At 66.6% G+C, this 8,731-nt stretch carries 12 protein-coding genes and 1 pseudogene; 7 read left to right on the forward strand and 6 right to left on the reverse strand.

What is annotated here, in order from left to right:
* Window positions 1-550 precede the first annotated feature (550 nt).
* Window positions 551-739 carry a hypothetical protein gene (locus GVY64_RS36075; protein ID WP_159851059.1) on the reverse strand — a complete coding sequence of 63 codons (189 nt, stop codon included), beginning with the start codon at window positions 737-739 and terminating at the stop codon, window positions 551-553.
* A gap of 1,248 nt (window positions 740-1,987) precedes the next feature.
* Between GVY64_RS36075 and GVY64_RS36080 the strand changes: the two genes are divergently transcribed.
* From GVY64_RS36080 to GVY64_RS36090, 3 genes are all read left to right on the forward strand, one after another.
* Window positions 1,988-2,524, forward strand: coding sequence for a hypothetical protein (locus GVY64_RS36080; protein WP_159851061.1), 537 nt, complete (start codon window positions 1,988-1,990; stop codon window positions 2,522-2,524).
* A gap of 149 nt (window positions 2,525-2,673) precedes the next feature.
* Window positions 2,674-2,889 (forward strand): hypothetical protein, encoded by a 216-nt coding sequence (locus tag GVY64_RS36085; RefSeq protein ID WP_159851063.1) that lies wholly within the window; start codon window positions 2,674-2,676, stop codon window positions 2,887-2,889.
* A gap of 243 nt (window positions 2,890-3,132) precedes the next feature.
* A complete protein-coding gene (locus GVY64_RS36090) occupies window positions 3,133-3,561 on the forward strand; it encodes a hypothetical protein (protein WP_159851065.1) in 429 nt (142 codons plus the stop codon).
* An 81-nt stretch (window positions 3,562-3,642) separates the two neighbouring features.
* On the opposite strand, the gene GVY64_RS36095 is transcribed toward GVY64_RS36090, so the two are convergent.
* Together GVY64_RS36095 and GVY64_RS36100 are read right to left on the reverse strand one after the other, a co-directional pair.
* Window positions 3,643-3,870 (reverse strand): hypothetical protein, encoded by a 228-nt coding sequence (locus GVY64_RS36095; RefSeq protein WP_159851067.1) that lies wholly within the window; start codon window positions 3,868-3,870, stop codon window positions 3,643-3,645.
* Window positions 3,871-3,903: 33 nt separating this feature from the next.
* Entirely contained in the window at window positions 3,904-4,146 is a 243-nt protein-coding gene (locus GVY64_RS36100) for a hypothetical protein (RefSeq protein ID WP_159851069.1), read from the reverse strand.
* 122 nt (window positions 4,147-4,268) lie between these two features.
* Between GVY64_RS36100 and GVY64_RS36105 the strand changes: the two genes are divergently transcribed.
* Window positions 4,269-4,766 carry a transposase gene (locus tag GVY64_RS36105; RefSeq protein ID WP_201298324.1) on the forward strand — a complete coding sequence of 166 codons (498 nt, stop codon included), beginning with the start codon at window positions 4,269-4,271 and terminating at the stop codon, window positions 4,764-4,766.
* A 507-nt stretch (window positions 4,767-5,273) separates the two neighbouring features.
* Here the strand turns inward: GVY64_RS36105 and GVY64_RS36110 are convergent.
* Entirely contained in the window at window positions 5,274-5,483 is a 210-nt protein-coding gene (locus tag GVY64_RS36110) for a hypothetical protein (protein WP_159851071.1), read from the reverse strand.
* 241 nt (window positions 5,484-5,724) lie between these two features.
* Between GVY64_RS36110 and GVY64_RS38480 the strand changes: the two are divergent.
* A pseudogene (locus tag GVY64_RS38480) lies at window positions 5,725-6,271 on the forward strand (dihydrofolate reductase family protein).
* A 679-nt stretch (window positions 6,272-6,950) separates the two neighbouring features.
* Window positions 6,951-7,235 (forward strand): aromatic-ring hydroxylase C-terminal domain-containing protein, encoded by a 285-nt coding sequence (locus GVY64_RS38975; RefSeq protein WP_328821059.1) that lies wholly within the window; start codon window positions 6,951-6,953, stop codon window positions 7,233-7,235.
* Window positions 7,236-7,245: 10 nt separating this feature from the next.
* On the opposite strand, the gene GVY64_RS36120 is transcribed toward GVY64_RS38975, so the two are convergent.
* Window positions 7,246-7,473: a gas vesicle protein G gene (locus GVY64_RS36120; protein ID WP_236567529.1), complete on the reverse strand. Its 228-nt coding sequence runs from the start codon at window positions 7,471-7,473 to the stop codon at window positions 7,246-7,248.
* On the reverse strand, window positions 7,470-7,775 hold the full coding sequence (locus GVY64_RS36125; protein WP_159851075.1) for a hypothetical protein: 306 nt from the start codon (window positions 7,773-7,775) through the stop codon (window positions 7,470-7,472). Before GVY64_RS36125 ends, GVY64_RS36120 begins: the two co-directional genes overlap by 4 nt.
* 541 nt (window positions 7,776-8,316) lie before the next feature.
* On the opposite strand from GVY64_RS36125, the gene GVY64_RS36130 reads away from it, so the two are divergent.
* On the forward strand, window positions 8,317-8,571 hold the full coding sequence (locus tag GVY64_RS36130; protein ID WP_159851077.1) for a hypothetical protein: 255 nt from the start codon (window positions 8,317-8,319) through the stop codon (window positions 8,569-8,571).
* The last annotated feature ends 160 nt before the right edge of the window (window positions 8,572-8,731 follow it).

Genomic DNA, 8,731 nt, shown 5'->3' on the forward strand with positions numbered 1-8,731 from the left:
GGGCCGCTACCGCGACTGACAGATGTCGAGGCCGTCACCGCCGCCTGGGTGTCGTGGTTCAACGGGTCCCGGCTGATGCACCGGCTCGGCCGCAAACCACCGGTCGAGTACGAGGCAGACTACTATGCACAACACGCCACGCAACCGGTGGCTGACAGATAACCGGGTGTGCACGGAAACCGGGGGGATTCACGAGCGCCCTGGATGCGAACGCTGATTCACGCCCGGGAACAGGAGTAGAGACGTGGCCACCCTGAACGAGCAATACAGCGAGGTCATCGCCGAACTGCAACGCCGTGGCACGACCCAAGGAGCGAAACCCTTGTGCGACTGAGCGAACGCATCGCCCAGCCCGATGACCAGATCCGCACGGTCCCCGATGACGTCCACCGGCAGGAGCTGTCACTGCGCAGTCGCGAAGCCCGCTCCCTGCTGGAGAAGGCGATATGGGAGTTCGAGCATCCGACGACCTCAGCCCCACGCCCACCGAGCGCACCCACGTCACGGAACACGAATGGGACGCGGCGGAGGAGATGGAGGAGTCCGAACACTAGTCGCCAGGGTTGGACTGGTCGATTCGGTCCAATTTGTCGACGAGATCGGCCGCGGACTGGGCCACCACATCCGGCAGCGCCCCGAAAGCGATACCCATCTGAAGGTGCTCGCTGCTCGCCAGCAGTCGTTGGCGAGCCTTCTCATCAGTGGCCGCGCTGGCACCCTCTACGATCTCGATGGCCATGTCCGCGATCTCGAGGGCGCACTGCCAGAACTGCTATGCCTCATCTCGCTCCGCCGCGGTCAGGTCGTCGGGAAGTCGTCTCGATCGTGCTGCTGGTGAGCCCATTCGGAGCACTGCCTGAGCCGAGCGATATCGGCAGAGATCTGGGTGATCAGGTGGTGGGCGTAGTAATCACGCCACGCGTGACTACGCGGCACCATGTGCGGCTCGAGTTCCGAGCCGATGTTGAGTTCGGCAGGTCCCGGATCCTCCTCGTACAGAGGCAGTTCGCGGTGCAGGAGTAGAGGATCGTCAGGTGCGGTTCCTTATCGGTCACAGTCTCCATAGTGAAGGCCGTACGCGATCGGTGGGGCATGACGGCGGCAGTGCGGACTATCGGGGGCACCGCGGTGCCGACTGCTTCGATCCGGCCGCTTTCGGGGCCGACCGGAATCCGGCGGATTCCTACCGTCCAAATGCAGTGTCGGTGGGCCGTGAGAGCATCGAGCCATGCCCAGCACGCACGGCGTGGAGATGCGGTTGACCGGTGAGCTGTCCGACATCACGGCGATTCTCGATATCCTGCGCACGGTCGGCGTCGAGGTGGCCTGCAACGGCCGCACCCACTCACGCCGGGACGGGAACGGCGTGAGCGCATACGCGGAAAGGCGCGACCTGGGAAACGGGCATCAAGAGCCGCCGCATCAATCCCGACCTGGTCCAATCCCAGGAGCCGGAACTGTTCGACCAGTGCACCGAGCAGAAACTCAACGCCAAGAAGTTCGAGACCCTGCTCAAGACGTTGGGCCGCGCGGGCGACTACGAATCGTTCCAGGAGATCAAGCGAGCCCGGCAACTCAAGATCACCGAACAGTAACCCGGGCAGGGGCAGGTTCCCATGCGAATGTTCGATCGCATCCACCGGGGAGACGTCCGCGATGTCGTGGCCGCGGAGATCTTCGGTCCGCCGCCACCTGATCATGTACCCCTGGATGCGCAGATCCTGCGGCACATCGTCGGTGAGTGTGTGCGGGTGACCGCCGATCAGTGCGCGGACTGGGTCACAGCGATGAAGGAGGCCGGGCGCGCCCCCTTGCCCACCGCCACCTCTGGTCTGCTGCGGTTGCCGTTCGAGTCGATGTGGATCGAATGGGAAGCCCGCGGAGCGCTAGGATTTTCCCCGCACAGCCGCCGCAGGCGGCGGCCTGGGTCGCAGGCTACTCACCGCCCGAGTGGGCACCGGCCGGATCTGCCCAGCTCCTCGAGTTCATGTCCTTCGTCGGGTTTCCGGACAAGATCATCTACTACCCGTGGATCGTGGTGGCGTTCATCGACGAACGCGGAGGACTCCTCGAGATGGGCGTCAGCGGCGTCGACCCCGCGCAGGGTGCGCAGGTGTCCATGCCCACGCTGCCCGCGTTCATGGCCATCGCGATCATGAACTGCCGCAACACCGAAGTCATCGAAACCCGAGATCGCAGCCGCGAGGCCCGCCGCCCCAGAAAGGGCAGCACCAGGCCGAGCAAACCGCTGACCCACCACGTGATCACCCTACCCGGAAGCCCACCGCGGTTTGGAAACGCCACGGGCGCTTCGGGACTCGGTGGCGGCCCGGCGCCGTGGCACCTGGTGCGAGGTCACTTCAAGACCTACACCGCCGAGGCGCCTCTGCTGGGCAAGCACGTGGGCACCTACTGGTGGCAGCCGGGCCGTCCGCGGCGACCGGCAACACGGAGTAATCCAGTCCAGCTACACCGTGATCCCGCCCCCGCCACATCAGCCGACCCGACGAAAGGCACATCGTGAGCACCGCATCGTCCCCGACCGACCGCCACCAGCCACGAAGATCGACCTTCGCAACGGCAGGTATTACATAGAGACCGACTCGTACGCCACGTTCGCCGCCGAGCTGAGCAAGGCCGTCCAGACCGGGTGCACCAACCGGTTTCAGCGTCGTGTTGCTGGGCTACTCATGGGCGGATTCGGAACCGACCCGTCCGCGCGAGCGCACGCTGACGGTCAGCGACCTGACAGCCGATGAACTGACCGCGCTGGCCGCTGGTTCGGCGGACGCACTGGACAAGGTGATCACCCGCGCTGTCTACGCCCGCAACTCTCCGCCCGATTTCACCTACGAGGGCACCAGGGCATTCGCTTTCGACACCCAGTAACCGGACACGGGGGGCGTCGACGGACGGGCCGCACAGCCGCATTCGGACCGGTCGCTCGCCGCCGCTTGCTCCGGCAGTGTCGGTGGCCGATGGTTCGATACTCGTCGAGGCCGAGGTCCCGGTCCCCTTCGGGACAGCGGTCGAGGAAAGCCCTGGTTGTGGTTCCAGGGCCTTCCGCCTACACCCGTTGCGCGATAACGAATCCTGCGCCCTCGGCCTGCGGATCCGGATAAGGTGCTCGACGTGACCGAACGCGGTGAACAGAACTGGTACCCCATCTCCCGAATCGGATGGTTCACCGACCACATCCGCGAAGGTATCGATGTTATTCGGGGCCAGATCGACCTGTTCGCCCCGGCGCTGGACGAGCCGTACCGGCTCGACGACGACACGGTGAACCACTGCATTCGTGTCTACGAGAACCAGCGTGAGGATCTGGTGCTGTTCCGCAACCAGGCCGACCGCTGGCAACGGGAGCTCGGCACCACCGAGCAGCGGACCGCGGTGAACACGTACGTCGCGGCGATCGATGAGCTGGAGAAGCTGACCGGCGATGTCTTGATGATGTGCGCGACGCTGTCGGAGCAGACGATCGAGAAATTGATGGCCAAATCCGATGAGGAAGCCGGGCGCGAGGCGCTGATGCGGCTGGTCCGAGACGGCCGAATCTGACGGTAGACTTCGTCGACGGAAACCCCGGAACGATCCCTACCGGCTACCCCTCGGGTGGTCAGGCATATCGCCGCGGTTGCGTCATTCGTCGCCGCTGACGTCACTGGGCGGCTGGTTGTAGAACCCGGTCGCTTCGGCGATGATCTGCCGAATCCTGGTCTCGGACAGTGCTTCCGACGCGGCGATCTGTGCTGGGGTCCGGTAGTGGGATTGCCGCCAGATGCGTTCGTTGCGGTCGTGCAGGCGTAGTGACCAGGGGCTCGGTGGTGCGCCCTCGGCCGGGTGACCGTATCCGGGGCCCACCCCCAATGGTCGGTGCCTTCTCTCCGGACCCAATGCATTTCAGCTGGTCCTGGTACTGGTCGCAGCGTGCAAGGCGTGCACACGCTCGCCGAGTTCACGGACCGCGGGCTGGCGCCGGTAAGGGGTGAGGTCGTCGAGCAGCGTGGTGAGGTGGCCGACGACGCGGGTGGAGGTGACCTGGTCGGTGAGCAGGTCCGCAACGTGGCCGGCGAGGTTCAGGGCGTGGTCGAGGTCGGGTTCGCGCTGGCGTACATAGGTGGTCGGACGGTCTCGTGTGAGCACCGACGAGCAGATCGCCGCCGAACGGCGCCGCCGCGCCGAAGAGGAGGCGGCCGAGCGGGCGCACCACGCGCTGCGCGACTGCCCGGACTACCGCGGGTGCCTGCGATCGCCCGTGCCCTCGAGTGGGCCGTGTACCCCGCGAGCGCGGTGGACGGGCTACCTGGGAGCGTGGAGCTGATCCGGGTGTCGATGTTCGAAGTCGTTTTCAGCCGTCGCTGCACGGGAACTCCCGCGAAGGCGCACTGCGCTACGCCCTGCTGGCCACCGGCGTCGCCTGCTTCGGTGACGCGTGCGCGTCCTGCCCGCTGCCCACACAGTGCACCACCGCAGCCAGTGGGCGCACGATCACCATCGGCGCTTACGAGCGCTACCTGGCCACGGCCCGGGAGCGTCGAGACGATCCTGTCTGGAAAGCCGACTACCGCGGAACCCGCCCCAAAGTGGAACGCAAAATCGGTCATCTGATGCGCCGCCGCCACGGCGGGCGCCGTGCCCGGATGCGCGGACCGGTCAAGATCGGCGCTGATTTCGGCCTGCTGGCCGCCGCGGTCAACCTCGCCCGCCTCGCGGTCCTGGGCATCGGCCACACCACCAGCGGCTGGACCACGGCTCGGGCCTGACGATACCGGCCACCGGAACCCTCATACACAATCACCACGACCCTGACACGGCCCGACACCGACTAACCCGGGCACCGTCAACTGGTCGATCACTCCAACCTTCCCGGCACGCCACAGCCCACACACTGCCCGTTCGACACCAGACACCTAGAGCACGTCCTCACCGGAGCGCAGGCTGATGTAGCGCAAACAGCGGGTGCCCGCAGTCGCAGCAGGTCGCGGCTACCGTAACCCGGCTCAGAACTCCCGAAGCGTCGCCGCCGGCCGCCGCACCCGTTACATCGGATTCGGGGAGGAACGGGAGGAATGGCGGCGACTGGCGGGCCCGGTGCGTGTGCTGCGGTGGGCGTGCCGGTCGCCTACGATGCGCACGGCGGGGTCGGCGGTCGGGTCGGGCAGTGCAGCGCCGCGCTGGTGGGAAGTGAATATCTCCCGGCTCACCAACGCGGGCACAGGGTGGATTCTGGTGAACCGCGAAGCCCCTCCGACTATCGGGCCGGACCGTGGTCACCAGTGGCGACCGATCCGGGCGGCGATCGGTGCGGTGACTGCGGCCGGACACCTCACCGTCCGGGTGTTCAGGTCGATCGTGAACCGGTCCTTGGAGAAATGCCCTTTCACCGACGGCGACGGCTGCACCTTGATCAGATTTCGAACCCCGTTGTCGTCCAATAGTTTCAGCAACTCTCCCGCCCCATAGGCGGCATCACCGAACACCGCGGCGGCGTCGTTGTCCCGGCCTCCAACTCGGCACCTGCCGCAGCGAGCAGACCCCGGATCGCCGAGCGGACCAGGGTGATGGTGTCCATCGTGGCCACCGCGTCATACAACGGCGTCGAATCCAGCACCCGACGACGACCCACGAGCCCGGCCTGGTTCCCTGGACGGCTTCGCCACGGGAGTGGAGTGCAGTCTGGACGCACCCTTCGGGCATGCCGGGGACCGGCTACACCGATGGATGTTCACCACCCCCTACTTTCGCGCAATGCGTGGGGAGTTCGATGGCAGCCCCGGTCGGGTGCCACAGGGCGTCGCGAGCGGCGGGGTGGGCGTCGACGATGCGTTCGCTCGGCGGTATATGGACGGTATCGGGGCCGAGATCATGGGCACCGGCAAGTTCGGACTGCCTGGCTGGCACGAGGACAAGAACTGGCAAGGCTGGTGGGGCCCCAACCCGCCGTTCCATACTCCGGTCTTCGTGCTCACTCATCACCCTCGGCCCGCGCTCGAGATGGAAGGCGGGACGACCTTCCACTTTGTCGATGCACCGCCGGTTGAGGCACTCGAACTCGCCCGTGCGGCTGCGGGCGATCGAGACGTCCGGATCGGTGGCGGAGCGACGATGCTACGCGATTTCCTAGCACCTGCACATTGTGCAGGTGCCGATCCTGCTCGGTCGCGGTGTCCGACTCTGGGACGGATTGGAGGACCTCCACGATTCCTATAACGTCGAAGTGGTCTCTGCTGCCAGCGGCGTCACCCATGTGACGTTCGATCGAGCGTGAGGTCGAAGTCGCCACCGCAGCTGGACGGCACGACGGTCAACACTCACGATGATTTCGAACACGCTCAGCTGCGTGCAAGGTACCAGAACAGCGGCACGGCGTGCGCGGGTGATGCTCGGCCGCCACGATGGCCGCCCTACCCGCGGTGCCACGGCACCCAGGTGTACGCCGCTGCCCGCGCTGCGGGGGATCGCCCGAGAGGAGGCCAAGCAAGCTATGCGAACTGCCACCATCGAACCCGGGCGTGAAACCGTCGAACGCGTCGTGTGCGCGTCGCTCATCGCTTCGCTCACCGAATCTGAGTCGTGCACACCTTTGTGAAGTCAGGGACGTCCACCCTGCGATGGGCGGCCCCGGCCTTAATCTGGGCCTGCAGAACGTCGCCCTCAACCCAGGTTGGAATCTCGCCGCCATGGTGCGCAGCTGGGTACCGCAGGCCTGCTCGACACGTACGAAACTGAGCGTCACCCCGTCGCCGAACGGGTCGTCGTGTTCACCCAGGCACAGTCGGCGCTCATCGGCCCCGGCGACGAGATCACTGGCCTGCGGGAACTCTTCGCCGAACTGCTGCGCAAGCCGGAGGTACTGGGGACATTGCGGCGCTGATGTCCGGCGCGGACATCAGCTACCCCGCCGACACCGCCGATCCGTTGGCCGGCCGCTGCGCCCTGACGTGGTCGTGCACGGTGATCACGGTCCGATACGCCTTGCCGAGCTGACCCGCGCCGCCCGGGCACTGCTGCTGGACTCCACGGGTGCCTACGCCAGGGGCACCGCGCTATGGCGAGACCGGGTCGACGTGGTCACCGGCCCACTGCAGGGCACGATCGCGACCGCGTTGCTCATGCGCCCGACTGCTTCATCGCCTGGTCTGCTGGGGACGCCGGCACGCTGCGTGCTTCGCTCACCCACCACTTCGACCTTCCCCATGACCAGAAACGCCGTCCACCAGCAATGGCCATGAACCGTTTCGGTCACGGCGTGTAGCGCTGCATCGCAAGGAACACCTGTTGCTGGGCGGCGAGCTTTTGCTGCTCGGACAACATGCCCTCGGCAGCGGCTTCGGCGATCTGCTCGAGTCGGCCACAGATGACCGCGGGGTCCGGTCGGGTTGTCTGCTCGGCCTGATCCCGAACGGCCTGAGCACACCGGATCACGCCGGTGATCGCGCTCAACGGCAACGTGATGATCGCGCCCATCATCCCCACCGCCGACCTCCCCTCCGCCTGCGCGTGCCAGCCTCGGCCGCTGACCGGCTGGTCTCCTCCGGCGCCACACCCCGCCGAGACGACCGCCGGTGACGGCGGACTCTGCGCAGTCCCCACCACGCCACGGCCGCGGCCACACCCAAGTACTGCAGGTAGGCGACGATCACCAGCGGCCCGCCGAAGTCGCGCCACCACCCCCGCAACGCAACCAGCGCCACCCCACCGAGAGCGAGTAGCACGACCCCGAGTACCAGCGCTGGGATCCGCAGCGGCGCCAGTTGCGCATCGAGTCCCAAGTCCCGACGCCGGCGGTATGCGGGTGTCCGCGCCGTCGGCCGGGCGCGGGTCCCCACTCTCGGTGGCGGGATCGGACCCGGCGGACGAGTTCGATGCTGCAGTGGTAACCATGGATTCTCCGGGCGCCGATGCTCCGATCGGCTGAGGTCGCAATCCGGCTTCGAATGATCGTCGGTAACGACCGCGCCATCCTCGGCGACCGATCCGACAGTTGACCGGTTACCCACCACGCGCCAGTTCTCACGCAGAGGCCAACACTTCCCGCCACAGCCTCGAGTTTCCGCGCGGCGTCGACAGCACCCTTCCCCAGGCCCCGACGGTGAGTTGGGGGAACCGGTCGGACGCTCCACGCTCAGGCCAGCGACACGGCACCGCAGGCCCAGTCCTAGCGTCACGACCGAACCTGCGGTGTTACGGCCAGTGCCCGAACGTGGATGCTTCAGACCCCGGCCTCACCCAGCAGCCTCCTACGCCACGCTGACATGTCAAGTGGCCACCGTGGGCCGAGTCCACATATCCGCCCTCCCGATTGCCCCATCGATGTCGTGGTCCAAACCACCACGATCACGGGCAGCTGGCGCTTTCTCCGAGCAGGAGCCCGGCGACGGTTCGCTCGATCCTGTCGAGCATGTGGTGCACCGCGGTGAGTCCGAAGCGCGGGCGCGCGAGCTCGCGAGGCACCTTCTGTGGGCGGTGATCGCGTGCTCGGACAGGAAGGCGGTGGTGCACATCGTTGAGGATAAGGTCGTGGTGGGCGACATCGCGCAGTGGCCCGAAGCCGCATCGACACAGTGACTGTGTGACCGGTAAGAGCCCCTAACAGGTTCGGTTGAGTGGCGGTGATTCTCGTTGCGGTGCAGTATGTTTCGTCGTGGCGGCCCCGTGGATCGTGGACGACGAGTTGTGGACAGTGATCGAACCGCTACTGCCGGTCCGGGCACCAGGCACGCCGGGG

The organism is Nocardia sp. CY41, from assembly GCF_009829325.1.
In the GTDB taxonomy this organism is placed as follows: domain Bacteria; phylum Actinomycetota; class Actinomycetes; order Mycobacteriales; family Mycobacteriaceae; genus Nocardia.